Genomic DNA, 25,176 nt, shown 5'->3' with positions numbered 1-25,176 from the left:
TCGTCGGCAATTGTCAGGAGACTTTATTCAAGCACATAAAGGGAGGAACGAAACATGCAGGAGAACCACACCGAAAGACCGTTGCAGCCGGGAGATCGCGCGCCGAATGTCGTGCTGGATGCGATTACCCGCCAGGGCAAGATCGCGATCGACGATTTTCGGGGCCAAAAGCCCGTGCTCGTCGGATTGTTCCGCGGGCTGCATTGTCCCTTCTGCCGCCGGCAAATCGCCGCTATGTCCGAACTCTCAGGCGCTCTGCAGGAGAAAGGCATCGATAGCCTGACCGTCGTCAACACGCCGATCGAACGCGCCAGGCTCTATTTCCGGTTTCATCCGCTTCCCAATCTGCTGGCCGCTTCCGATCCGGAGCGGGTATCGCACAAGGCCTTTGGCCTGCCGAATGTCCAGTTCACCGAAGACGAGACCGACTGGCCGCGCAAGGTCGGCATCAGCACCGTGCGGTCGATGCGCATCGACATGCCGGGCGAACTTCCCGAGCCGATGGATCCGATGGCAGCGACAGAATTCCTCGACAAGGCGGACGGATATGAATTCACGCCGGACGACAAGCAGATGATTGCCACCGGCGAAGGCCAGCTCGTCGGTGAATTCCTGCTTGATCGGGATGGCGTCATCCGCTGGTGTTTCACCGAGGCCGAAGAGGCCGGCCGTCATATGTTCGGCATTCCCGCACCGCGGGAAGTGATGTCGGCGGCGTCGAATATGGCTGTTTGAAGCGACCGGTCTTTCAGCTCCGACCACGCCTCGAGCGTGAACCCCTTTGCCGTGCACTTTGTCCGGCGTGTTCTATCTTTTTGCCGCAACGGCCGGCCGCTCCGGCGACACCGCATGCAGCGCCTTCATCGCGGCCTGAATAAAGCCCTCGCGCGCCGCGGCGATCTCTATGCCGCGCGGTTCGTAAACATGGCGATGCAGGAAGAAGCCGGTCAGGCGGAAGGCCGCCGCAAGGCTCTCCGTATCGGCGGCAACCACAGCTCCCGTCGATAGAAACGGCGGCAGCGCCAGCATCTTGTCCGCCCAAGGCATGCCGGCCGCACGGCAGACGGCACGCCCGCTCTTCGGCGAAACGAAAGCCAAATCCTCGCGCACGCCGGTTGCCGCGCATTCGGTCAGGTCGAGGCCGAAGCCCAGATCGTTCAACACGGCAAGCTCGAAGCGCACGAAAAGCTCACCGGCATCGGCTGGATTCTGCAGATTTTCGAGGATCACATCGAGCGCGTCGTAGAGATGCGGATGCGGATCCCGCTCCGGGAGCAGCCGCAGCAAGGCGGCCATTGCCTGCACGCCATAGACGGCGGTCGCGGTCTCCATCAGCCGCGCGGCCCGCAATGTGACCGGTTCCATGCGAAATTCACCAAGATGCTCATGCAGCCTTGCCCGCCAGGTTACCTCGACGAGATTGCCGGCCTGCAGCACCGGCTGCATGGCGCGCGAGCGGCCTGATCGCACCAGCCCCATATGGCGGCCGCGGGCACGCGTCATCACCTCGGCGATGACGCTGGTCTCGCCAAGGCGCTTGACGCCCAGGATGATCGCGTGGTCCTGCCACTGCATCGGCCGGCTGCCCAGAAAGATTTTTGCGATTCGAATTTAAGGCAAATGCGCGCCGCTGTCACATGGCATGGGAATCGCCGGCCGCCAATGTCTGGACAAAGAGGCGCATGGCTTGTTCATCGAAGGGCTTGTTCAAAAGCGGCACATGCCGCAGGTCGGCCGGAAAATCGAGCGTGTCGGAATAACCACTGACAAAACCAAAGGAGATGCCGCGATCCATCAGCAATCGGGCAAAGCCGAAGCTCCTCGATTCCCCGAGGTTCACGTCCAGCATCGCAAAATCATAATGTTCGGAATGAACGGCATTCACTGCCTGTTCCAGATTCGAAGCAATCTCAATATGTTGAATACCCACGAGGCGAAGAATTTCTTCCGCCTCCATAGCGATAATGAGATTGTCTTCCAGAATAAGGACGCGCTGAAACGTCATATCAGCGCCATCCTTGCATGCGCGCGCCAGTCGGCGCTCCCCATAAAAAGTCCCACATCGATCCCTCCGGTGCCAATCATCGGCCCGTATTGAATGAATGGTTTTTGCCATTCGTATTGGCTTAGTCTCTTGTAACATGACCTTGCCTCCAAACCGCTTCGCACTTTTTGCACCGCGGTACTATGGGCTCGTTGACGTGCTCCAATCGCTTTTGCCGCCGGGGTTAGTAAAAGGTGAAACTGGTGGAAAAGTGACGGTGAGATTAATCTATGCTGATACAGTTGCAGTCAGCATTTAAAAAAGACATGCTGCTTTGCACTCAGAATAGCTCAGATGAAGGGGCGTTTGCCCGAATCAAGTCCATCCCAGCCGGCAAGTGCTGCAAGCCCCTCTCCATCCAGCACCTCGCAGCCTCGCTCCTGCCAAGCAAGCAATCCGCGCGCAGCCAGCTTTTTCAATGTCTTATTGGTGTGAACAACGGAAAGGCCGAGCGTATCCGCCACATGCTGCTGCGTGATCGGGATGACTTTGTTGCCATCGAAGAGGCGGAGCGCTCCGGCGCGCTGATGCAGGTATGCGATCAGATAGGCGGCCCGTTCGACGGCGGACCTGCGCCCGATGCTTAGGAGATGTTCATCCAGAATCCGCTCCTCTCTTGCTGCAATCCAGGTCAGATCGAAGGCAAGAGAGGCGTGCGAATTGTAAAGGGTCATCAATTCGGTGCGCTCGAAAACGCAGAGCGATACCGGTGAGAGCGCCTCGGTCGAGTGCTGCATCTCCCCCATAATCGACCCCTGCAGCCCGATGAGGTCGCCGGGCATTACATAGTTGAGGATCTGGCGTCGGCCGTCCTCCAGGGTTTTGTAGCGAAACCCCCATCCCGAAAGGATTGTGAAAAGGTGGGCGCTGTGCGCACCTTCGAGGAAGATCGTGGCGCCGGCATCGACAAGAAGCTCGCCGTTCTTGAAGCTGCTAACGAAATTCAGCTCATCACGGTCGAATTCACGAAAATGCGGCAGAGACCTCAATGGACAGAGCTGGCACGGTGTTCGCTGTCCATGCATCGCCGCCGCCGCTTTCGCCATGAAACGCTCCCTGAATGGCGGCGGCGTGGACGACACGCCCGATAAACCGCTGCATTATAAAGCATTCATGAAAGCAAAGTTCCATCAATGCGGGAAGTCCAGCCCCATCTCGCGGAAACGCTCCGGATCATCTCCCCAGTTCTCGCGAACCTTGATGAAGAGGAAAAGATGCACCGGCTGCTCCAGGATTTCGGAGAGCTCCTTGCGCGACGCAGTCGAAATCGCCTTGATCGTCTCGCCGCCCTTGCCGAGGGCGATCTTTTTCTGGCTTTCGCGCTCGACATAGATCACCTGTTCGATGCGCACCGAACCATCCTTGCGCTCTTCCCACTTCTCCGTCTCGACATGCGAGGAATAGGGAAGCTCCTGGTGCAAGCGCAGGAACAGTTTTTCGCGGGTGATTTCGGCGGCCAGCTGCCGCATCGGCAGATCGGAAATCTGGTCCTCCGGATAATACCAGGGGCCTTCCGGCAGGGTTTTCGCCAGATAGTCCATGACATCGTCACAGCCGGAGCCATTTTCGGCCGAAATCATGAAGGTCTGATCGAAGGCAATCTTCTCATTGGCGGCGGCGGCAAGCGCCAGCAGATCCTCGCGACGGACACGGTCGATCTTGTTCAAGACCAGGATCTTCGGCTGCGAAACGTCCTTCAGCCCTTCCAGAATGGCTTCGGCATCGCCGCGCAAACCACGCTCGCTGTCGATCAGCAGCATGATGAGATCGGCATCCTTGGCGCCGCCCCAGGCCGACGTCACCATCGCGCGGTCAAGACGGCGGCGCGGCTTGAAGATGCCCGGCGTATCCATGAAGACGATCTGCGCATTGTTGTGAATGGCGATGCCGCGCACGATCGCGCGCGTCGTCTGCACCTTGTGGCTGACGATCGAGACCTTCGCGCCTACGAGCCGGTTGACCAGCGTCGATTTGCCGGCATTGGTGGGGCCGATAAGGGCTACGAAGCCCGAATGCGTCGGGGCGATATGTTCAACCGCACCGTCTTCGGCGGGCGTGTCCTGCTGATTGCTCATTTTTTCATTATTCCCCGGCAGTCACTTCTCAGTCAACTGAGGCTGCCATACGCCTTCGCGCTCCAGGATTCGCGTCGCCGCCATCTGCTCGGCCGCACGCTTGGAGCGTTCTATTCCTGTCTCGGGTGCCGTTCCCGCCACCTGCACCGTCACGGTGAAGCGCGGATCATGATCCGGTCCGCTGCGATCATCAACCCTGTAGACCGGGGTGACGCCAAATTTCGCATGCGCCCATTCCTGCAATTCCGTCTTGGCGTCACGCCTTGCCCCTTCCGGCCTGATGGCGCGGCGCTCCCAAAAACGCAGGATGAATTTGCGGGCGACTTCGAGGCCGCCATCCAGATAGAGCGCGGCAATCAGGCTCTCGACGACATCGGCGCGCACGTTAAGCATGCGTTTGCCCGTCAGCTTCTTCACGTCGGCGCCCGTACGAATGTAAAGATGCAGCTCCATCTCGTCGGCAACTTCGGCGCAGGTTTCGGCACTGACCAGCTGGTTGAGGCGAACCGAAAGCTCGCCTTCCGTCGCCGCACCGAAGGTCTTGAACAGCAACTCGGCGATGCAAAGGCCGAGGACCCGGTCGCCGAGAAATTCCAGCCGTTCGTAATTGCCCGTCTTGTGCGCGCGTGCGCTGGCATGTGTCAGCGCACGGTCGAGACGCTCCTTTTCGGCGAATTCATGACCTATCGCAACCTCAAGCTTCGTACGATCCGCCTGGGAGAGCGCCTGCGCCTTCGTCATTCGACAACCTTGAAGAGGCGATCCCAACGCATGTTGGTCGGCCATTTCCAGACTTCGCGGAACGAGGTGTCATGGCCCAGCGAGAAGAAGATGACGCTGGCGCGGCCGATGAGGTTTTCGGCCGGCACATAGCCGACGTCGAAACGGCTGTCGTCGGAATTGTCGCGGTTGTCGCCCATCATGAAGTAATGGCCGGCCGGCACGACATATTCCTGGGTGTTGTCGCCGCGCGAATTCGGCGAAAGATCCAGCGTGTCATAGACCTTGCCGCTATCCGGCAGACGCTCGCTATAGACGGGGATGTTGTCGCCCGGCTCCTGGCTGTAGTCCGACGAAAACGTGCCGTGCGGCTCGCGCGGAACGGCCTGGCCGTTGATGTAGAGGATATCGTTCTTGACCTGAATGCGGTCGCCCGGCAGGCCGATCACGCGCTTGATGTAATCAACGTCCGGATTCGGCGGGAAACGGAACACGACGACGTCGCCACGCTTCGGCTCGCTGCCCAGAATACGGCCGCTGAAGAGATCCGGCGAGAACGGCAGCGAATATTTCGAATAGCCGTAGGCGAATTTGTTGACGAAGATATAGTCTCCGACAAGAAGCGTCGGCATCATCGAACCGGACGGGATGGTGAACGGCTGAAAGAGAACCGTGCGGATGATCATGGCCAGGACGAGCGCCTGTACGATGACCTTGATGTTTTCCCACAGGGCGTTCTGCTGTTTTACGGCTTTTTCGGACACGCAGTCTTATTCCTTTTTCGCACCCCACCGGCGCACTTGCTTTCAGGCACTGTCTACTCGCTTCACATCATTGCGGCAATGGCGCGGATGCCAAAAGCGACATATGGCTGTGATTCAGCCATCCACCGGCAATGCCTCGATGATCACAAAAGCCTGAGCAAGAGGAAAATCATCGGTGATCGTCAAATGAATGGCGGCGCGATGATTTGGCGGCAGCATGGACGCCAGTCTCTCTGCCGCCCCACCGGTCAATTGCATCGTCGGCTTGCCGCTCCGCAGATTGACGACACCCATGTCGCGCCAGAAGACGCCTTGCGCCAGGCCGGTGCCCAAAGCCTTGGAACAGGCTTCCTTGGCTGCAAAGCGCTTGGCGTAGGAGGCCGCCTTGTTCTTGCGGCCTTCGGACTTGGCGCGCTCGATATCGGTAAAACAGCGCTCGGTAAACCGCGTGCCGAAACGCTCGATCGTCTTCTCCACACGGCGGATGTCGATAAGATCACTGCCTATGCCGATAATCATGGGAAGGCCCTCCTGGCGGCCGGGGCGATGTCAGGCGCCGTCAGACGCTCGATGCGTTTTCGGCAAGCGCCAGCCGTTCGCGAGCGCGCTCCATCAGGCGTTCCTTGCGGCGTGTCTTGAAGGTCTTCACGCCATAATAGGTGAGCGCATAGACGATCACGCCGGTCACGATCGCCGGCGGAATGCCGCCTATGAGCATCGGCTTCAAAACCGGATCCCAGATTTGCGAGAGATCGCCCTTGTGCCACAGCGCCGGCAAATCGATGCTGCTACCCTGGCCGCCGCTGTCGCGCGCCAGAATCAGATGGCCGATTTCCCAGGTGAGAGCCCAGATGAAGGGATAGGTGATTGGATTGCCGGCCGCCAGACATCCGAGCGCCGACGCGATGACATTGCCGCCGACCAGATAGGCGATGATGATCGCCATGACGAAGTGCACGCCGATGAAGGGCGTCCACGACACCACGATACCGGCAGCAAAACCGGCCGCAACGGAATGCGGCGAGGCGGCAAGGCGAACAAGACGCTTGCCGAAATATTGGAACGAACGGACGAAACCCTTGCGGGGCCATAGGTGCTCCCGCAGTTTTTCCTTGAATGTCAGTGGTTTTCGGCGACGAAATAGCATGCGGCTTATCTAGTGCAATGGGGGCCGTCGTGACAAGACCGGCCTTGCGTATCACGCACCGATTAAGAACCGAAAGTGCGGCCCTTTTTGGGAACGTTGCCTGCTCAGGATGCAGAAAATGGACGTTCTCTCGTTTGCGAGAAGCAATCCCGCAAGATCGGGATGCTCCAAGGGCGCAACAACGACGCGCCCTTCCTGGTCTTTCAAGTATTAACGGCTGTTAACGCTGACGGAACAGACCACGATCGACCTGACGCTGACGATATTCAAGGTCAAAACGGTCGTGCGAACCATTCAGATAAGCCATTTCGCGCTCTTCGACACTCGGAACACGCAGGGCACGGGCGATTTTCTTGATCGGACTAAACATTGTCTTCTCTCATCTCTGTTTCGTTTCTTCGATGATCAGAAGATAAGCGCGACCAAGGTAAATTACCACCGCTCTAAAATAGACGCAGCCATGCGCTTATTGCATATCTATCCGGAAAGGCGCTCGATTTTGGTCATAAAATGATCACAAAATATGCAGCCTGCCTCGGATCGAGTGATATCGCGCGGCTTACTCGTAAAGACGCTTCACCGTCGCGATACAATCGAGCTCCTTGAGCTGCACCAGAAGCTGGTTGAGCTGACGCAGATCCCAGACTTCCACGTCGAGCGCCATTTCGGTGAAATCGGCGGCAACGCGAACGGTGTTGAGCACACGAATATTGACATCGACATCGGCGACGGTCTGCGCCACCTTGGCCAAGGTGCCAGGTTCGTTCAGCGCGTTGATCATGATACGCGCCGCAAAGCGGGACTTGTTGGCCTCGTCCAGATCCCAGCGCACGTCGATCCAGCGCTCCGGCTCGTCATCGAACCGCTGCAGCACCGGCGACTGGATCGGATATATGGTGATGCCCTTGCCCTTTTCCATGATGCCGACGATACGGTCGCCAGGAACGGCGCCGGTCGGGGCGAAATGCACCTCGACATTGGCTGCCAGGCCGCGGATCGGCGGCGCGTCGGCATCTGTGCCGTCGGCCAGATCGGCCTTGGTCTTGCCGGGGATCTTGAAGATCATGCCCGCGGCGCTGCGGACGTTGAACCAGCCTTCGTCGCCGGCAGGCTTCACGGTCACGCGCTCATCCTGATGATCGGGGAAGACGGCGCGCAAGACATCCAGCGACGACATCTCCCCTCGCCCGACGGCAGCGATCGCATCCTCGACATCCTTCTGGCCGAGGCGGTGCAGGGCCGGCTTCAGGGCGTCGCGCGAGAAGACCTTGCCGGCGCGCTCGAAGGTGCGCTCCAGAATACGGTGGCCAAGGCCGGCATATTGCTTGCGGATGGCAAGACGGGTCGCGCGGCGGATGGCGGCACGCGCTTTGCCTGTCACGACGATCTCTTCCCAGGCGGCCGGCGGCACCTGCACGCCGGATCGGATAATCTCGACTTCATCGCCATTGTTCAGCCGCGTCACCAGCGGCATGATGCGGCCGTTGATCTTGGCGCCGACTGTGGTGTCGCCGATGTTGGTGTGAACCGCATAGGCGAAGTCGATCGGCGTCGCGCCACGCGGCAGGGCGATCAGCTTGCCCTTGGGCGTGAAGCAGAAGACCTGATCCTGGAACAGCTCGAGCTTCGTATGTTCGAGGAACTCTTCGGGGCTGTCGCCTTCAGCCAGCGCTTCGATCGTGTGGCGCAGCCAGGAATAGGCATTGCTTTCGCGCGACAGAAGTTCACCATCCGCGCCATTGCTATTGCTATTCGTGCCATCCTTATAGAGCGTGTGGGCGGCAATGCCGAATTCGGCGATTTCATGCATGCGCTTGGTGCGGACCTGCAGCTCGATGCGCTGGCTGGAAGGGCCGACGATGGTGGTGTGCAGCGAGCGGTAGTCATTCTGCTTCGGCGTCGAGATATAGTCCTTGAACCGCCCGGGAACGACGCGCCAGCGGGTGTGCACGATGCCGAGAGCACGGTAGCAGGACGGAATATCGTCGACGAGAAGGCGGAAGCCGTAAATATCGGAAAGCTGCTCGAAGGAGAGCGACTTCGACTGCATCTTGCGGAAGACGGAATAAGGCTTCTTCAGCCGACCCTTGACCATGGCGTTGGCAAGGCCGTTGGCGACAAGCAGATCGCGCAGCTCGGTCTCGATCTTCTTGACAAGGCCCTCGTTGCGTCGCGACAGCTCCTCGAGGCGCTTGGTGACGGTGTCATGCGCTTCCGGATTGATGTGACGGAAGGAGAGCTCCTCCAGCTCCTCGCGCATGTCCTGCATGCCCATGCGGCCGGCGAGCGGTGCATAGATCTCCATCGTCTCCTCGGAAATGCGGGCGCGCTTTTCCGGCGACATGTGATCGAGCGTGCGCATGTTGTGCAGGCGATCTGCAAGCTTCACCAGCAGCACGCGCACATCGTCGGAAATGGCGAGAAGCAGCTTGCGCAGGTTTTCCGCCTGCTTCGCCTTCTTGGTGACGAGATCGAGCTTCTTGATCTTCGTCAGGCCCTCGACCAGGCGGCCGATATCCTCGCCGAACAGCTCGTCGATCTCGGCGCGCGTCGCCGTCGTATCTTCGATCGTGTCGTGGAGAAGAGCGACCGCGATGGTCGATTCATCCAGACGCATATCGGTCAGGATCGCAGCAACTTCGAGAGGATGGGAAATATAGGGGTCGCCGCTGGCACGTTTCTGCTGGCCATGCTTCTGCATTGCATAAACATAGGCTTTATTGAGAAGAGCTTCGTTGGCATCGGGCTTGTATTTCTGCACGCGCTCGACAAGCTCGTATTGCCGCATCATTCCAAAGCTACTCCAGCAAAAACAAAAGCGCGCCAGTCATATGACCGGCGCACGCATTTCCCCATCATATCGCTCCTGCCCGGAGCATCAAGGTCGACGATCAGTAATCGTCGCTTTTTTCCGGCGGAACCAGGCCTTCGATACCGGCCAGAAGTTCTTCTTCCGACATCTGATCGAACGTAACGGTCTCCGGCAGATCTTCTTCCTCGTCGCTGGAGGCGGAAGCGCCGGCTGCAAGCAGGCTTGCGGGATCGGGCTCCGGCTCATCCACTTCCACGTGCTTCTGCAGCGAATGGATGAGATCTTCCTTGAGATCGTCCGGCGACAGCGTCTCGTCGGCGATTTCGCGCAGCGCAACGACCGGGTTCTTGTCGTTATCGCGATCGATCGTGATCGAGGAGCCCTGCGAAATCAGACGGGCGCGATGGCTGGCGAGCAGCACGAGCTCGAACCGGTTCTCTACTTTATCAATGCAATCTTCTACTGTGACACGGGCCATTGCCTGTCCTTTGCGGTCGTGATGTCGTCATCATGTCTCGGAGTAGCACGCCGATACAAGCAAACGATGGCAAATTCAAGTTTTTCCTGATTCAGCGCCTTCGCACCCTCCGGGAAAGTGCTAAAATACCCCTAGACAAACGGCGATTTCTACCTGCGATTGCTTGGAATATCACATTTCGTGCCCTACATGTCGGTTATATGAATAATTCATAAAGTACTACGAATTATTCTGCAACACGTTGCAACGGATTGTTTTAGCTGAACTTTGAATGAAATCATTGCGTTTTTATAACAGTGGATATGTAAGCGATGTTTGACCCACGCGAAAAAATTGCACTCTTTATAGATGGCGCCAATCTCTACGCTGCATCCAAGAGCCTCGGTTTCGATATTGACTACCGCAAGCTCCTGAAGGCCTTTCAGAAACGCGGATATCTCCTGCGCGCCTATTATTACACCGCTCTTATCGAAGATCAGGAATATTCCTCGATCCGCCCGCTGATCGATTGGCTGGATTATAACGGCTATAAGGTCATCACCAAGCCGGCCAAGGAATTCACCGACTCCATGGGACGCCGCAAGATCAAGGGCAACATGGACATCGAGTTGGCCATCGACGCCATGGAGCAATCCGAAACCGTCGATCATCTGGTGATCTTCTCCGGCGACGGTGACTTCACGACCCTCGTGGAGGCCCTGCAGCGCCGTGGCCGCAAGGTGTCGGTCATCTCGACCATGGCAACGCAGCCGCCAATGATCGCCGACGATCTGCGCCGCCAGGCCGATCATTTCATTGATCTCGTATCGCTGAAGGCCGAAATCGGCCGCGAAGCTTCGGAGCGCCCGCAACGTCCCGCGGAACCGACACCAGCCGCTTCGGATGTCGAAGAATAATTGGGACTGGCTGTAGCGGTGTAGCAGACAAGTTCGCTGTTTGCCGAAGGGTAGCTGTGTGCGGGGGAAGCGTTTCGTGTTTGCCGCGGCAGCCGGCCCTTCGCTAGGGCTCAGGGCGTTCGTCGCTGCAATCGATTCACTGGATCGATTGCTCGGGCTTTGCCCGACCGCTCCTCACCCTCACTATCACCCATTGTCCTTGAGCAGGCGGCTCTTCTGCCTGTTCCAATCGCGCTCCTTCTCGGACTCGCGCTTGTCATGCAGCTTCTTGCCCTTGGCGAGAGCCAGTTCCAGCTTGGCGCGGCCGCTGTCGTTGAAATAGATCTTCAGCGGCACGAGCGTCATGCCTTCGCGATTGATGGCCGAGCGCAGCCGGCCGATTTCGCGGCTTGAAAGCAGCAGCTTACGGCGGCGGCGCGGTTCATGGTTGAAGCGATTGGCCTGCAGATATTCCGGCAGATAGGAATTGATCAGCCAGATCTCGCCGTCCTCGTCGGAGGCGTAGGATTCGGCGATATTGGCCTTGCCTTCGCGCAGCGACTTGACCTCCGTGCCCTTCAGCACGAGCCCTGCTTCGTAAGTGTCGATGATCTCGTAGTTGAAGCGTGCCTTGCGGTTCTCCGCCACAATCTTCTTCACCACGCGCTGGCTGCCTTTGGGTGCCATGGTTCTTCTTCTTTTCTTGCGTCATTGCGGCAGCGGCCAAAAGCGCGCCAAGTTGCTGCCTCCTAAATAAGCGAGACCGCCCTCCTTGTGAAGAGAGCGGTCCGGCAGAGTTTCGGCAGGACGGTTCGTAAGCCGCCTCAGTTCAGAAGACCGGCATGGCGCATGGCTGCATCGATCGCCGCTTCCGTTCCCGGCTCCAGCGTCGACAGAAGCGGCGAGCGCACATTGCGGCTCATGCGGCCAAGGCGGGAGAGCCCGTATTTGGCGCCGCAGAGACCGGGTTCCAGGAAGATTGCCTTGTGCAGCGGCATCAGGCGATCCTGGTAGTCCAGAGCCTTGGCATAGTCACCGGCGAGCGTCGCCGCCTGGAATTCGGCACATAGGCGCGGCGCGACATTGGCGGTTACGGAAATGCAGCCGACGCCGCCATGGGCGTTGAAGCCGAGCGCCGTGGCATCCTCGCCGGAAAGCTGGCGGAAATCGCAACCACAGCTGATACGCTGCTCGGAGACGCGCTCGATCTTGCCCGTCGCATCCTTCACGCCGACGATATTGGCGTAGGTCTTCGCAAGCGCCCCCATCGTCTCCGGCGTCATATCGACAACCGAGCGGCCCGGAATGTTATAGATATAGATCGGCAGCTTTACCGCCTCGGCAATAGCGGCGAAATGTGCGTAAAGCCCCTTCTGCGTCGGCTTGTTGTAGTAAGGCGTGACGACCAGAACCGCATCGGCGCCGACCTTTTCGGCGTGCTGCGCAAGCTCGATCGCCTCGCGGGTATTGTTCGAACCCGCGCCCGCCATGACCGGAACGCGCTTGTTGGCGACTTCAATGCAAAGCTCGACGACGCGCTTATGCTCGTCATGCGACAAGGTCGGCGATTCCCCAGTGGTGCCGACGGGCACCAAACCCTTGCTACCCTCTTTTATCTGCCAGTCGACATGTGAGGCGAAGGATGCCTCATCCACCTTGCCGGCGTCAGTAAAGGGCGTAACGAGTGCGGGAATGGATCCCTGGAACATGCAAGTCTCCTAGCGGCGCGGCATTCATGCTTCAGCCGCAATCCATGGTTATGAATCCGCGCACCATAAAGCGCCGGCTTGACGGCGACAAGCACGCTTTGGATGGTAGAGGGCAGTTTCCGATATCATAATTGATTGAAATTCGGACCACCGGTAAGGTTTCGTTAATATAGCGTTTGGCAAATGGAATGGGACCGTTTGTTTTGTGAGTAGCCGGATGAAGAGACCAGTCATGATCTGGACCGCCGTGGGCTTGGCGGTGGCTTGGGGCGCCGTGGCGTCGCAGCTTCCCGGTCAGCAGCAATCCACACGCGCCAGCGCCGATCTCGCCATGGCGACGGATCCCATAAGCACGGCCGCGATCCCGCGCGGCGGCACCATCGCGCCGGTGATCGGAGACCTGAAGGCCGGCCTGGACGCGCTTTCCAACAAGAAGCCGATGCAGGCGCTTGCCATCCGCAACAGCATGGACGAAGGCACGCTTGATCGCCATATCCTGACCTGGGCGATTGCCACTTCGGGCCAGCCTGGCATTCCCTCGGGTGAGATCGCCAGCGCCGCTCGCGAGCTCGCGGGCTGGCCTGGTCTCGGCAGCCTGCGCGCCAATTCCGAGCGAGCGCTCTACTTAGAAAATCCGGCAACGGATCAAGTCCTTGCCGCCTTCGGCAGCTCGCAGCCGGAGACCGTGGAGGGCAGCATCATCCTCTCGCGCGCGCTCATGGCGCGCGGCTCTTCAGCTCAAGCCGGCAAGCTGATCCGCAAGATCTGGCGTGACGAGCCACTCGACAAGGCGCTTGAAGACAAGATTCTCGCAGAATTCCCCAGCCTGCTGTCGCCTGCCGATCACAAGGCGCGCATGGAGTATCTGCTTTACCGCGACCGGACTGCGCAGGCCAAACGCTTCGGCGATCTCGGCAAGGCGCAATCGCTCTACAAGGCTTGGGCCGCTGTCAATGACCGCTCGCCGAAGGCTGACGCGCTGATTGCAGCCGTCGATGCGCAATGGCGTAAGGATCCCGCCTATCTCTTCATGCGGATCGAAAACCTGCGCCGCCAAAACAGATATGACGACGCCGCCAATCTGCTGGCGCAAATGCCGCGCGACCGCAGCGCGCTTGTCAGCCCCGGCCAATGGTGGAACGAGCAGCGCATCGTCAGCCGCGGCCTGGTGGACCAGGGTGAATTCAAGGCGGCCTATCGTGTTGTCGATGCCAGTGTCGCGGAAAGCCCGCAGGATGTCGGCGAGGCCGAATTCCATGCCGGCTGGTACGCTCTGCGCGGCCTGCAGGACGGCGCAAGCGCGGCAAGCCATTTCCGCAAGATCCTGCAGGTCTCGAACGGGCCGATCTCGCAATCGCGCGGCTGGTACTGGCTCGGCCGCGCGGCCGAAGCGGGCGGCCCGGGCAAATCGGCCGATTTCTACGCGAAGGCCGCCTCCTATCCGAGCACGTTCTATGGACAGCTCGCAGCCGAAAAGCTCGGCCGCCGCACGCTGAATGTCAGCTATCCCTCCCCCTCACCTGTCGACCGTCAGCGCTTTCAGCAGCGCGAAGCGGTGCAGGCGATCTCGCGGCTCGAGGCGGCAGGACATGGCTGGCGTGGGGAGGCGCTCTATCGCGCCCTGGCAAAACAGCTGGAGAGCCCAGGCGAAATCGCCCTGCTGGCCGCTCGAGCCGAGCGCTCCGGCAATCATCAGCTTTCACTGCAGATCGGCAAGATCGCCTATGGGCGCGGCGTCGACGTGGCGGCACTCGCCTTTCCGATCGGCGTCATTCCGGACAACGCCAATATCTCCGGCTCCGGCAAGGCGCTCGCCTACGCCATCGCCCGGCAGGAAAGCGCCTTCAATCCGGCCGCGGTTTCCTCCGCCAATGCGCGGGGCCTGCTGCAGCTGCTGCCGAAGACGGCAAAGGCCGTTGCCGGCCGGCACGGAATGGCCTACTCCGCCGATAAGTTAACGCAGGATGCGGGCTATAACGCCACGCTTGGCGCTCATTACCTCGGCGAGCAGATCGACACCTTCGGCGGATCCTACATCCTCACCTTCATCGCCTACAATGCCGGGCCGAACAAGGTGCCGGAATGGATCAGCCGCTATGGCGACCCGCGCGGCAAGTCGCTCGACGACGTGATCGACTGGATCGAGCGTATTCCCTTCCCCGAGACGCGAAACTATGTCCAGCGGGTCATGGAAAACTATCAGGTCTACAAGGCGCGCCTCGGACAAAAAGCCGACATCGTACAGGATCTGGTCAAGGGCCGCGGTTAACACGGGACCGCGGTTGTACGCCTTACGGAAATGCCGTTACATCCCTCGTAATATCCGAAGCATGAGGGACGATGCATGCGCAGTGACGATCAAAGCGGGTTCCTTGCCAGAACCATCCCGGCCACGGACGGCCTGAAGCTTCATGTGCGGGATTATGCCGGTGACAAAGCGGCGATACTGAACCCCACGCCCGTCTTCTGCCTGCCGGGGCTGACACGCAATTCGCGTGATTTTCACCAATTGGCGCTGCTTCTGTCGCGGGATTCCCCGGCCCCACGCAGGGTGATCACACTGGACGCTCGCGGGCGCGGCCTATCCGAACGGGATCCCGACAAATCCCATTACAATCTGCTCGTCGAAGCGCAGGACGTGCTGACAGTTTGCGCCGCTCTCGATATCAAGCAAGCCATCTTCGTCGGCACGTCACGCGGCGGTCTGATCCTGCATATGCTTGCGGCCAGTCGACCGGATGTCCTGAAAGCGGTCATCCTCAACGATATCGGTCCCGTCCTGGAAAAGATCGGGCTGGCGGATATTCGCGACTATCTCAACCGCGACAGGAAACCCGCCAGTTGGAGCGAGGCGGTCGAGATCCTGCGGGAAAACCATGGCAGCGCCTTTACGGCGCTTGCCGAAGAGGATTGGCGGGGCATGGCGCGAGCGATCTACACCGCTGTCGACGGCAAACCGGTTGCCGATTACGATCCCGCCATTGCGGCCCAGATGCAGGCACTCGATCTGGAAGCGCCGATTCCCGATCTTTGGACGCAGTTTGAGGGATTTCAGGATATTCCGCTGATGGTGATTCGCGGCGAGAATTCGAAGCTGCTTGCGCAATCCACGACCGACGAGATGGCAAAACGCCATCCAGGCACCATCGTCAAGATCGCCAATGGACAAGGCCATGCCCCAATCCTGCATCTCGGCGATATTCCAGACGCAATCCGAGATTTCATCTCGGGGCTTTGAGGATGGCACCTCAAATTGCTCGGTTCCTAGGGAACAAGAAGGCGGGAACAAAAAGGCCCGGTGGGAGACCGGGCCTTTTCTCTTCCGATCGGAGGTCTGATCGGAAGATCTGTCAAATTCGATTCGGCGAGCCGAATTAGAAGGTGCGCTGGAAGCGGAGGATACCAGCCCAGGTATCCTTGTTGACGGCGTCGTAGTTGACGTAGGTCACTTCCGGCTCGATCAGCAGGTCCTTGACGGGGTTGAACTTGACGTTCGTCGTCGCGGCGAAAGTCTTCAGATCGTCGTAGGAAAGCTGCAGGTTCCACTTTAGCTTTTCGTTGATCGGAACGCCAACGCCGCCCCAGACGGCCCAGTCGCCCCAGCCGAGACCAGCACCGCCGGCACCGGCATACTTGTTGAGCTTGTCGCCATCGGTGTTCCAGCCGCCCATGACGAAAGCGGTGAGAACGCCGAAGTCGGCATCGACACGAGCCTTGACGGCGCCTTCTTCAACGATGGAGTCATAGCCGCCGACGACGCGGAACTGCCATGCGCCGGCCTTGTAGCCAACACCTGCGACAACGTCCGGAGCGTAGTGGTCGGAGCTGTCTTCGCCGTTCGCACCGGTTGCGCCCGTGCCGGAATTGGAATCTTCCAGCGAGATCACAGCCGTGAAGCCGTTGCCGGCATCATACTTGTAGGTGATCTGGTTCAGTTCGTCGGTGCCGTTGATGCCGTATTCGATCACGTCGTCGTTGATGACGTCGCCGGCATAGCCGAGGAAGGTCGAGTAGACCGAATCGGCCTTGCCGACGAGGAAACCGCCGAGGCTGATATTGGCCCAGAGGAGCTTCGTCGTGGTCGCATTGCCGTCGTTCCAGTCCCAACGAGCAACGGTATTGGTCTTCAGCGGACCGTATTCGGTGTCGGTGGCAGTGTCGAGGGAGAGTTCAGCGCGGGTGTGCCAGTAGGTACCGCGGGCACCTGCGTCCTGGCCAGCCTTGTAGGCGTTGTACCAGCCGCCTTCCGTACGGACGCGGCCGCCGATCTTGAGGCAGGTTTCCGTGCCCGGAATGAAGAAGTAGCCAGCACCGTAAGCATCGCAGATGCGGACGTATTCCAGCGGCTCGGGCTCAGCAGCGACGATAGCGTCAGCGGCGTGAGCACCGGAAACTGCTGCCAGCGCAGCAGCGGAGCCGAGAAGAAGGCTCTTGATGTTCATAGTAACTCCAGTTTCAATATCAATTAGGTATGAGAAATCACGCCGAGAAAATCGACGCGCCCTACCCCACCTAGTTTTAAAAGTTGACCCCTGATCCGGGAGAACCAAGACAGTAAGTCTTGCTTCCGATTTGGAACCTACAGATCGTTTTTTTCAGAGCAATATCAGAGATAGACTATCGGCAATTGTGACGGGCGTTTCAAAGTGTGCGTTGCACAAAAATCACGTCGCAAAACTGTCATACTGCGGCCGCGTCGAAAGCCGAATCCTCTGGATAGCTAAAAGATTCACGGAATTCAGCGGATTGAATTTAATGACGGCTGAGTGTCCGCAACGAATACAGCTTTTTAGTTTGCTAATACTTGCAAGCACGAAAAAGCCCGGCCGATGGCCGGGCTTTTCCTTCACCGTAGTGAAAATCTTATGACCGAGGTCAGATCAGATTAGAAGGTACGTTCGAAGCGGAGGATACCAGCCCACTGGTCTTCGTTGATCGAATCCCAGTTGGTATAGGAGACTTCCGGCTCGATGAGCAGGTTCTTGACCGGGTTCCACTTGACGTTCGTGGTAGCGGCAAAGATTTTCGAGTCGGTGTAGGCGAGCTGCAGGTTCCACTTCAGCTTTTCGTTGATCGGAACGCCAACGCCGCCCCAAACTGCCCAGTCGCCCCAGCCGATGCCGGAAGCAGAGCCAGCGCCGTTAGCGCCGGCATACTTGTTCAGCTTGTCGCCATCTGTGTTCCAGCCGCCCATCAAGAAGGCCGAGAACGCGCCGAAGTCGGCGTCAACACGAGCCTTGACAGCGCCTTCTTCGACGATCGAGTCATAACCGCCGACGACCTTGAAGCCCCACGCGCCGGCCTTGTAACCAACACCTGCGACAACGTCAGGAGCGTAGTGGTCGGAGCTGTCTTCGCCATTGGCGCCGGTAGCACCCGGGCCCGAATTGGAATCTTCCAGCGAGATCACAGCCGTGAAGCCGTTGCCGGCGTCGTAGTTGTAGGTGATCTGGTTCAGTTCGTACGGGCCGTCATAGACCACGTCGTCGTTGATGACGTCGCCGGCATAACCGGTGAACTGGTTGAACTGCGAGTCCGTCTTACCAACGGTGAAGCCGCCGAGGCTGATGTAAGCCCAGAGCAGGTTGGTGGAGGTGGCGTTGCCGTCATTCCAGTCCCAACGGATGATGGTTTCGGTCTTCAGCGGACCGTATTCGGTGTCGGTCGCGGTGTTGACGTTCAACTCAGCGCGGGTGTGCCAGATCGTACCGTCGCGTGCATCCGGGTTGTAGGCATCGTACCACTTGCCTTCGGTACGAACCTTACCGCCGATCTTGAGGCAGGTTTCAGTGCCCGGAATGAAGAAGTAGCCAGCACCATAGGCGTCGCAGATGCGGACGTATTCAAGCGGCTCAGGCTCAGCGGCGACGATAGCGTCAGCCGCATGAGCACCGGAAACTGCTACGAGTGCAGCAGCGGAGCCGAGAAGAAGGCTCTTGATGTTCATATTGACCTCCAGTCAAAGTTTTATCTCGAAAATGAGAACTACCCGAAGGTATTCCCTGTCTCATTCTCGCGTTTCAAGAAGTGGACGATCAATCGCCCTCGCTTCCGAGAGTGAAAATACAAGACGTGCTCTGTCACGCAATCGACATCTTCTCCGAAAGGGGGATTTGCGTGAACCTTCCGCAAGTCCTGTTGCCGAAAGGACACAAGTTAGCAACACCACCGCCACATAGATTTAGACTTCGTTAAGAAATCCTTTAATCTACCGGTACTTAGGCGGCACATAATTCAATAGGCCCGGCATGTGCAAACGGGTGGGAAAATGGCCAATCCGCGGCGATTTCGGGATCTCCATGACAGCAAAGACGCGATCTGCATCATTTCAGGCGACGACTTTCGGTAGTGTGAACGGACAAGTCTTGCTTGCAGCCGTCCCAAATCGAGGCAGGCGCCCGAACGATTCTCGCCGCGCGATTCGCAACAGGGTGACACGGCATCGGCGATATTCCGAAGATGCTCCAGGGGTTCGGCTACATATCGGCTGTCGAATCGAGGAAAGCTCCGTACCCGACGGGCGAAGCTGCCCCCGCATAAACGGGAATGGCAGACATCGCACTCCAATCCGGCAAATCGATTATATCGTTTGCGGGACTGACTACGATCAATGCACGATATTTTGGGAAAATGGCGGAGAAGATGGGATTCGAACCCACGATACCATTTCTGGTATACTCCCTTAGCAGGGGAGCGCCTTCGACCACTCGGCCACCTCTCCGGTGCGGCCCTGATAGGGCCATTCATTTATCGACGCAAGCGCTTTTTCGCGCTTGTGTACGTTCTTTCCATGATTCAGCAACAGGCGATTGCCGGCCGAAGCATGGTCCGGCCGATCTGAATTTACGTCAGGCCAGCAGCTGCTTCAAATCCGCGGCCGGGTCGGCAAGAACCTCCCTGGATGGATTCGCGCCGGTCTCCAGCAGCTTCTTGCCGGTAACATAGGCCTTTGCATCGTTTATGGCGTCGACCGCGATGAAACGACCCTGCTTGAAATACCAGACGGAGGCTGCGCCCTCCCGGGCGCCCGGCCGTAGCAATGTCTCGTCGTAACCAAGATTGAAACCGGCGATCTGCAGCTTCACATCATATTGATCCGACCAGAACCACGGCTTCGGGTCATAGGCCTTTTCGTTGCCGGCTATGATTCCCGCCGCGGCTTCCGCCTGATCGACGGCATTCTGTACGGATTCGAGCCTGATTCGCCCACCCTCCCACGGCAGTTCGACGCAATCGCCCATGGCGAAGATAGAGGGATCGGAGGTACGGGCAAACGAATCGACGACGATGCCATTGCCGACCTCGAGGCCGGCTTCCTTGGCGAGCCGGTCATTGGGCGCAACGCCGATGCCGACGACGACGAAATCGACATCGATCGTAGAACCGTCGGAAAGTTCAGCGGCAGCAACGTGGCCATTGCGGCCGATGAGCTGCTTCAATCCGGTCTTCTCGCGAATGACGACATCATGCTTCTGATGAATGGCCCTGAAAATATCGGCGGTTTCCTTGGCGGCGACACGCTGAAGGATCCTGTCGCCCATCTCGATGAGGGTCACTTCGAGGCCGCGATGGCGTGCGACGGCGGCCGCCTCAAGGCCGATATACCCTCCGCCGATGATAAGCACCCGGCGCCCGGGACGCATCTCGCCGGCAAGCAGGTCGGCGTCACGCTTGTCACGGGCGAGGTAGACGCCCTCCAGCGCACCGCCGACGGACGGCGGCAGGCGACGCGGCGTCGCGCCCGTTGCAAGCGCCAGCGTGTCGTAATCCAGTCTCGATCCGTCCTGCATGATGATCTGCTTTGCGGCGCGATCGATCTGCTCGACCCAGGTCGACACGCGAATCTCGACATTGTTGTCGGAATACCAATGTTCGGGCCGGAACAGCAGGCGATCGAAAGTCATCTCGCCGAGAAGGTACTTTTTGGTCAGCGGCGGCCGCTGGTAGGGAAGGCTTTCCTCGGCGCCGACGATGGTGATCGGCCTAGAATCACCCAGCCCACGCAATTTGGCGGCGAGCGCAAAACCTGCCTGCCCGGCCCCGACTATGACCAATCTGCCCGTCACGATCCGTACTCCATTATTACTATAGCGATCCAACCCGAACGAATGCGGCGGGACGCATTTGAGTGCCTCAGGGGTAGCGCTTGCGCCTGCAAGCGTCAATCACGGCTGACCCTGCGCCCCGGATCGGGAGAAAGTTAGGCCGACGGGCTCAGCTTGATATTTCGACCCAACGCCGTTCGTGGAAAGATTGGGCCATGGCGTGCACCGATTTCTCGATTCGCAGCCCATCCTTGAAAGCCACGACCGACGCATCCTCGCCGGATATGGCACGGATCAGCTCACGGCATTCGATGATCTTCAGATCGTTAAAGCCAAGGCCATGGCCGGGCGCCGGAATGAAACGGTCATAGGGCTTGTGGGCGGGGGCAGCCAGCACCTTGCGGAAGCCCTGTTCACTCTCCCTGCCTTCTGCCTGATAGAGCTCGAATTCGTTCATGCGCTCCTGGTCATAGGAGATCGAGCCTTTGGAGCCGAAGATCTGCAGCGCTATCCGCCCCTTGCGGCCCCAGGCCGAGCGATTGGCCATCAGCACGGCGGAGATGCCGCCGCCGAGCCGCATCAGCACATTGGCAAGATCGTGGTTTTCGACCGCGCGGCTACCGCCATCCTTCACCGGCCGTTCGGCATAGGGCTTCATCATATCGGTGATGACAGCCTCGACATGGCCGAACAGGAACCAGAGCAGCGAAAGCGGATGCACGGCGAAATCATCGAGAGCGCCGTAGCCGGAGGCAAGCTCGCTCTTCCAATAGAAGAGGCCGTTCGGATCCGCCATGAAATCCTCATCCATCTCGACGCGGACGTGATTGACCGCGCCGATCGCGTCTTCTGCAATCAGTGCCTTGATGTGGCGCATGACCGGGTTCTGGATATAGTTGTAGCCGAGAATGGCGACCTTGCCCGAGGCCTTGGCCGCAGCCAGCATGCGTTCGGCATCGCCATAGGATGGCGCCATCGGCTTTTCGCACCAGACATGCTTGCCGGCTTCAAGGGCTGCGATCGCCATTTCCGGGTGGAACTGGTTGGGGGTCGTGACCGAGACAACGTCGACTTCAGGATCTGTGATGAGCTCGCGCCAGTCGGCCGTCGCCTTTTCGAAGCCGAACTCGTCGCCGCGCGCCTTCGCCAGCTCGGCATTGGCTTCGGCAAGATGCACAAGACGCGGCCGGGCGACATCGCCGAATACGGTTTTGACCGCATTCCATGCCAGCGCATGGCATTTGCCCATATAACCGGTGCCGATCAATCCAACGCCCAACGGCTTCATTTGGCCTTCCTCCTCAAATCCGCTCCCGAAATCGCGCGATTTTTGGAATATTTAGACCGCTTTGACAAGCGCACTCATGGCATCGACATCTCTTCCGCAGACAAGAATTCATATTTACACGTTTAAAATCATGATCTTAAAATTATTCGTGCCGAACGATTCAAAATCCGGTATCGTTGGAAATATGGAACGTTTGTTTCATTACGGGCATTGGGGAGCTTAAGGATGGCGTATGGACAATAATGTCGGGACGCAGACCAAGGTACCGCGCGACTTCGAAAGCCTGCGCAGCACCATCATAGAGCGTAAGAATGCCATGCCGAAGCGGTTGGCCCAGGTTGCCGCCTTCGCGTTGGGCAATCCCGATGAGATCGCCTTCGGCACAACGGCAAGCATTGCAGCCGCAGCCGAGGTTCAACCTTCCACGCTCGTGCGCCTGGCGCATCACCTCGGTTATGAGGGCTTCTCCGACCTGCAGAGTATCTTCCGCGAAAGGCTGCGCGACCGGACGCTGAGCTATGAGGAGCGGCTGGTAACGCTCGAACGCTCCGCAGTAGAGAACGAAGAGGCCAGCATTCTCTCCGGCTTCCTCTCTGCGGCGAGCCAATCCGTCAACAAGCTCGCCGTAACCATCGAGACTGACACCTTCGCCAAAGCCGTCGACGTGCTTGCCGCGGCCGAGACGATCTATCTGATCGCCAAGCGCCGCTCCTATCCGCTGACGGCGCATATGACCTATGCCTTTTCCAAGCTCAACATACGTCACCAGATCGTCGCCTCGCCGAACGGCATCGACGGTGAGATCACCCGCTTCGCCACGGAGAAGGACGCCGCCATCGCTGCGAGCTTTTCGCCCTACGCCGCCGACAGTCTGGCGCAGGCGCAGGATCTCGCCTCGCGCAATGTGCCCGTCATCGCCATCACCGATTCGGCCTTTTCCCCGCTCACCGCCTGCGCAACCCATTGGTTCGAGGTGGCCGAGTCCGACTTTGCCGGCTTCCGCTCACTATCGGCTTCGATGGCGCTGATCATGGCCTTTCCAGTCGCCATTGCCGAACGCCGGCGAAAAGGCACAACAAAAGCAGACAAAACGAAAATGGAATAAATATTCCGAATTGACAAAATCTCGGAACCGATGTTTCACTACGATCAGGATCACGGCCACGGGAGATGGCTGCCCGATCCATCGCAACCGGAACGAAACGAACACCGGCACTTTCAATGACGCATGATCTCGACGCAAGCTGTGGAGCGAAGAGATAATGCCCCGACGGGAGGACATCATGGCACACGACAATCCTGGCGCTCAGCCGGAGACAAAACTCGATGTGATCACCATCGGTCGCTCCTCCGTCGACCTTTATGGTCAGCAGATCGGCTCGCGGCTGGAGGACATCGCCTCCTTCGCCAAATCGGTCGGCGGCTGCCCGGCCAATATCGCCATCGGCACGGCGCGTCTCGGCCTCAAATCCGGCTTGATCACCCGTGTCGGCGACGAGCAGATGGGCCGCTTCATCCGCGAACAGGCGGCGCGCGAAGGTGTGGCGATCGATGGGATCAAGACGGACAAGGAGCGCCTGACGGCGCTGGTTCTGCTGGCGGTCGAGGCCGAAGGCGTCTCGCCGATGATCTTCTACCGGTCCGACTGCGCCGATATGGCGCTCAACGAAGACGATGTCGACGAAGGCTTCATCAAGTCCGCGGGCGCCGTTCTGGTCTCCGGCACGCATTTCTCCAAGCCCAATACCGAAGCCGCCCAGCGCAAGGCGATCCGCATCGCCAAGGCCAACGGCCGCAAGGTGATCTTCGATATCGATTACCGGCCGAACCTCTGGGGCCTCGCCGGCCATGCCGAAGGTTTCGAGCGTTATGTGAAATCGGATCGCGTTTCCTCGAAGATGAGGGAGACGCTGCCGGATTGCGATCTGATCGTCGGCACGGAAGAAGAGATCATGATCGGCTCGGGCGTCGACAACGTGCTCGGCGCGCTCAAAGAAATCCGCCGCCTCTCTCCGGCGACCATCGTGCTCAAGCGCGGCGCCATGGGCTGCATCGTCTATGAAGGCCCGATCTCCGACGACCTTGAAGCAGGCATTGTCGGCCAGGGTTTCCCGATCGAGGTCTTCAACGTTCTCGGTGCAGGCGACGCCTTCATGTCCGGCTTCCTGCGCGGCTATCTGCGCGGCGAGCCGCTGAAGACCTGCGCCACCTGGGCGAATGCCTGCGGCGCCTTTGCCGTTTCCCGCCTGCTCTGCTCGCCGGAATACCCGACCTGGACGGAGCTCGATTTCTTCCTGAAGACGGGCAGCAAGCACAGGGCGCTGCGCAAGGACGAGGCGATCAACCACATTCATTGGGCGACGACCCGCCGCGGCGGCGAAATCCCACTGCTGATGGCGCTTGCGATCGATCATCGCTCGCAGCTCGTCAACGTCTGCGATGAGCTGGGCATCGGCCATGACAAGATCGTCGCCTTCAAGCGGCTGGCCGTCGAGGCGGCGGCTCGGGTGGCCGACGGCCGTCCAGGTTACGGCATGCTGATCGACGAGCGCTTCGGGCGCGACGCCTTCTTCGATGCCGCCACCAAGAATTTCTCCTGGATCGGCCGCCCTGTCGAGCTGCCAGGATCCAAGCCGCTGAAATTCGAGTTCAGCCAGGATATCGGCTCGCAGCTCGTCGAATGGCCGCTCAATCACTGCATCAAATGCCTATGCTTCTACCATCCTGACGATCCGCAAGAATTGAAGGCGGAGCAGCAGGAGAAGCTGCGCACGCTCTTCGAAGCCGCGCGCAAGGTCGGCCGCGAGCTTCTGGTCGAGATCATCGCCGGCAAGAACGGACCGCTGACCGACGACACGATCCCGACGGCGATGGAAGAGCTCTACGCGCTCGGCATCAAGCCGGACTGGTGGAAGCTGGAGCCGCGGGAATCGGCGGCTGCGTGGAAAAAAATCGATGCCGTGATTGCCAAAAATGATCCATGGTGCCGCGGTATCGTGCTGCTCGGCCTGGAGGCGCCGGCAGAGGAACTGATCCGCAGCTTCGAGGCGACCCTGGCGGCGCCCTCGGTCAAGGGCTTCGCCGTCGGGCGGACCATCTTCTCCGATGCGGCCCGCGCGTGGCTCTCGGGCGGCATGAACGACGAGGAAGCGATTGCCGACATGACCGGCCGCTTCCGGCAATTGACCGCGGCGTGGCTTGAAACCCGCGGTCTGTGAG

General features: G+C 59.3%; 23 protein-coding genes and 1 tRNA gene. 6 read left to right on the top strand and 18 right to left on the bottom strand.

Annotated features, from left to right (window positions below):
* Window positions 1-54 precede the first annotated feature (54 nt).
* Window positions 55-735: a peroxiredoxin-like family protein gene (locus DQ393_RS15735; protein WP_112342701.1), complete on the top strand. Its 681-nt coding sequence runs from the start codon at window positions 55-57 to the stop codon at window positions 733-735.
* A 72-nt stretch (window positions 736-807) separates the two neighbouring features.
* On the opposite strand, the gene recO is transcribed toward DQ393_RS15735, so the two are convergent.
* The 11 genes from recO to rpoZ form a co-directional block, all read right to left on the bottom strand.
* Window positions 808-1,575: a DNA repair protein RecO gene (gene recO, locus DQ393_RS15730; protein ID WP_112342700.1), complete on the bottom strand. Its 768-nt coding sequence runs from the start codon at window positions 1,573-1,575 to the stop codon at window positions 808-810.
* A gap of 58 nt (window positions 1,576-1,633) precedes the next feature.
* A complete protein-coding gene (locus DQ393_RS15725) occupies window positions 1,634-2,116 on the bottom strand; it encodes a response regulator (RefSeq protein ID WP_245430369.1) in 483 nt (160 codons plus the stop codon).
* Window positions 2,117-2,334: 218 nt separating this feature from the next.
* On the bottom strand, window positions 2,335-3,090 hold the full coding sequence (locus DQ393_RS15720; protein WP_112342698.1) for a Crp/Fnr family transcriptional regulator: 756 nt from the start codon (window positions 3,088-3,090) through the stop codon (window positions 2,335-2,337).
* A gap of 84 nt (window positions 3,091-3,174) precedes the next feature.
* Window positions 3,175-4,119 (bottom strand): GTPase Era, encoded by a 945-nt coding sequence (era, locus tag DQ393_RS15715; protein WP_112342697.1) that lies wholly within the window; start codon window positions 4,117-4,119, stop codon window positions 3,175-3,177.
* A gap of 21 nt (window positions 4,120-4,140) precedes the next feature.
* Window positions 4,141-4,860, bottom strand: a complete 720-nt coding sequence (gene rnc / locus DQ393_RS15710; RefSeq protein WP_112342696.1) for a ribonuclease III — start codon at window positions 4,858-4,860, stop codon at window positions 4,141-4,143.
* Window positions 4,857-5,603 (bottom strand): signal peptidase I, encoded by a 747-nt coding sequence (gene lepB / locus DQ393_RS15705; RefSeq protein WP_112342695.1) that lies wholly within the window; start codon window positions 5,601-5,603, stop codon window positions 4,857-4,859. The genes rnc and lepB overlap by 4 nt, the downstream gene beginning before the upstream one ends.
* A 114-nt stretch (window positions 5,604-5,717) precedes the next feature.
* Window positions 5,718-6,122, bottom strand: a complete 405-nt coding sequence (gene acpS / locus DQ393_RS15700; protein WP_112342694.1) for a holo-ACP synthase — start codon at window positions 6,120-6,122, stop codon at window positions 5,718-5,720.
* A gap of 40 nt (window positions 6,123-6,162) precedes the next feature.
* Window positions 6,163-6,750 (bottom strand): DUF2062 domain-containing protein, encoded by a 588-nt coding sequence (locus DQ393_RS15695; protein WP_112342693.1) that lies wholly within the window; start codon window positions 6,748-6,750, stop codon window positions 6,163-6,165.
* Between the two features lie 220 nt (window positions 6,751-6,970).
* Window positions 6,971-7,120 carry a DUF3563 family protein gene (locus tag DQ393_RS15690; protein WP_081615336.1) on the bottom strand — a complete coding sequence of 50 codons (150 nt, stop codon included), beginning with the start codon at window positions 7,118-7,120 and terminating at the stop codon, window positions 6,971-6,973.
* 189 nt (window positions 7,121-7,309) lie between these two features.
* Complete coding sequence (locus DQ393_RS15685; protein ID WP_112342692.1) at window positions 7,310-9,541, bottom strand: RelA/SpoT family protein; 2,232 nt, start codon at window positions 9,539-9,541, stop codon at window positions 7,310-7,312.
* 100 nt (window positions 9,542-9,641) lie between these two features.
* Window positions 9,642-10,040 carry a DNA-directed RNA polymerase subunit omega gene (rpoZ, locus tag DQ393_RS15680; RefSeq protein WP_069616142.1) on the bottom strand — a complete coding sequence of 133 codons (399 nt, stop codon included), beginning with the start codon at window positions 10,038-10,040 and terminating at the stop codon, window positions 9,642-9,644.
* A gap of 311 nt (window positions 10,041-10,351) precedes the next feature.
* Between rpoZ and DQ393_RS15675 the strand changes: the two genes are divergently transcribed.
* On the top strand, window positions 10,352-10,936 hold the full coding sequence (locus DQ393_RS15675; protein ID WP_112342691.1) for an NYN domain-containing protein: 585 nt from the start codon (window positions 10,352-10,354) through the stop codon (window positions 10,934-10,936).
* A gap of 186 nt (window positions 10,937-11,122) precedes the next feature.
* Here the strand turns inward: DQ393_RS15675 and smpB are convergent, their stop codons facing one another.
* Both smpB and dapA read right to left on the bottom strand, forming a co-directional pair.
* Window positions 11,123-11,602 carry an SsrA-binding protein SmpB gene (smpB, locus tag DQ393_RS15670; RefSeq protein ID WP_069616140.1) on the bottom strand — a complete coding sequence of 160 codons (480 nt, stop codon included), beginning with the start codon at window positions 11,600-11,602 and terminating at the stop codon, window positions 11,123-11,125.
* Between the two features lie 137 nt (window positions 11,603-11,739).
* Entirely contained in the window at window positions 11,740-12,624 is an 885-nt protein-coding gene (gene dapA, locus DQ393_RS15665; RefSeq protein ID WP_112342690.1) for a 4-hydroxy-tetrahydrodipicolinate synthase, read from the bottom strand.
* A 217-nt stretch (window positions 12,625-12,841) separates the two neighbouring features.
* Here dapA and DQ393_RS15660 point away from each other — a divergent pair, with 217 nt between their 5' ends.
* Both DQ393_RS15660 and DQ393_RS15655 read left to right on the top strand, forming a co-directional pair.
* Window positions 12,842-14,893 carry a lytic transglycosylase domain-containing protein gene (locus DQ393_RS15660; protein ID WP_112342689.1) on the top strand — a complete coding sequence of 684 codons (2,052 nt, stop codon included), beginning with the start codon at window positions 12,842-12,844 and terminating at the stop codon, window positions 14,891-14,893.
* 75 nt (window positions 14,894-14,968) lie between these two features.
* Complete coding sequence (locus DQ393_RS15655) at window positions 14,969-15,862, top strand: alpha/beta fold hydrolase (protein ID WP_112342688.1); 894 nt, start codon at window positions 14,969-14,971, stop codon at window positions 15,860-15,862.
* 136 nt (window positions 15,863-15,998) lie between these two features.
* On the opposite strand, the gene DQ393_RS15650 is transcribed toward DQ393_RS15655, so the two are convergent.
* The 5 genes from DQ393_RS15650 to DQ393_RS15630 all read right to left on the bottom strand — a co-directional run bounded on the left by DQ393_RS15650 (window position 15,999) and on the right by DQ393_RS15630 (window position 21,957).
* Complete coding sequence (locus tag DQ393_RS15650) at window positions 15,999-17,066, bottom strand: porin (RefSeq protein WP_112342687.1); 1,068 nt, start codon at window positions 17,064-17,066, stop codon at window positions 15,999-16,001.
* Between the two features lie 443 nt (window positions 17,067-17,509).
* On the bottom strand, window positions 17,510-18,571 hold the full coding sequence (locus DQ393_RS15645; protein WP_112342686.1) for a porin: 1,062 nt from the start codon (window positions 18,569-18,571) through the stop codon (window positions 17,510-17,512).
* Between the two features lie 684 nt (window positions 18,572-19,255).
* Window positions 19,256-19,345 (bottom strand) — tRNA-Ser (locus DQ393_RS15640).
* Between the two features lie 127 nt (window positions 19,346-19,472).
* Window positions 19,473-20,690, bottom strand: a complete 1,218-nt coding sequence (locus DQ393_RS15635) for an NAD(P)/FAD-dependent oxidoreductase (RefSeq protein ID WP_112342685.1) — start codon at window positions 20,688-20,690, stop codon at window positions 19,473-19,475.
* A 148-nt stretch (window positions 20,691-20,838) separates the two neighbouring features.
* On the bottom strand, window positions 20,839-21,957 hold the full coding sequence (locus DQ393_RS15630; protein ID WP_112342684.1) for a Gfo/Idh/MocA family protein: 1,119 nt from the start codon (window positions 21,955-21,957) through the stop codon (window positions 20,839-20,841).
* Window positions 21,958-22,189: 232 nt separating this feature from the next.
* Here DQ393_RS15630 and DQ393_RS15625 point away from each other — a divergent pair, with 232 nt between their 5' ends.
* Window positions 22,190-23,062 carry a MurR/RpiR family transcriptional regulator gene (locus DQ393_RS15625; RefSeq protein WP_112342683.1) on the top strand — a complete coding sequence of 291 codons (873 nt, stop codon included), beginning with the start codon at window positions 22,190-22,192 and terminating at the stop codon, window positions 23,060-23,062.
* Between the two features lie 178 nt (window positions 23,063-23,240).
* A complete protein-coding gene (locus tag DQ393_RS15620) occupies window positions 23,241-25,175 on the top strand; it encodes a bifunctional 5-dehydro-2-deoxygluconokinase/5-dehydro-2-deoxyphosphogluconate aldolase (RefSeq protein WP_112342682.1) in 1,935 nt (644 codons plus the stop codon).
* Window position 25,176 lies beyond the last annotated feature (1 nt).

Source organism: Martinezella tropici, from assembly GCF_003287875.1.
GTDB classification, from domain to species: domain Bacteria; phylum Pseudomonadota; class Alphaproteobacteria; order Rhizobiales; family Rhizobiaceae; genus Rhizobium; species Rhizobium tropici_C.
This window is presented reverse-complemented; position numbering and strand designations above follow the sequence as displayed.